The sequence below is a fragment of the Winogradskyella pelagia genome (genome assembly GCF_017581965.1).
In the GTDB taxonomy this organism is placed as follows: Bacteria; Bacteroidota; Bacteroidia; order Flavobacteriales; family Flavobacteriaceae; genus Winogradskyella; species Winogradskyella pelagia.
The window spans coordinates 1-338 of the sequence record NZ_JAGEVF010000057.1 but is presented as its reverse complement, the minus strand read 5'-3'; the positions used below and the strand labels follow the sequence as shown (position 1 = coordinate 338).

Sequence of the window (338 nt, the reverse complement as noted above, 5' to 3'; positions counted from 1 at the left end):
ACCCAGGCCGATATAGACAATGGCAGTTTTGCCAACACGGCTACGGTAAGCGGCGATGATCCGAGTAGTACTACTGTAACGAGCTTATCGGACGACCCGGACGATGCTACAGATAACGACAGTGATTCTGATGGTAACCCAGACGACCCAACGGTAACGACCCTTCCGGCCTTACCAGGCATTACGATTACCAAGGCGGACACCTTGAACGATGGGGGTGATGGTATACCAAATGTTGGTGACACGATCACTTATGCCTTTACGGTGACCAACACGGGTAACGTGACCTTAACCAATGTTACGGTAACGGATCCATTGGTAACGGTAACGGGTGGTCC

1 protein-coding gene is annotated in these 338 nt (G+C 51.5%); it reads left to right on the top strand.

All coding sequences use genetic code 11. The features are described from left to right. Positions 1-338, top strand: a 338-nt coding sequence (locus J4050_RS15245; RefSeq protein ID WP_208155474.1) for a CLIPPER-2 domain-containing protein, incomplete at both ends; no start/stop codon positions are given.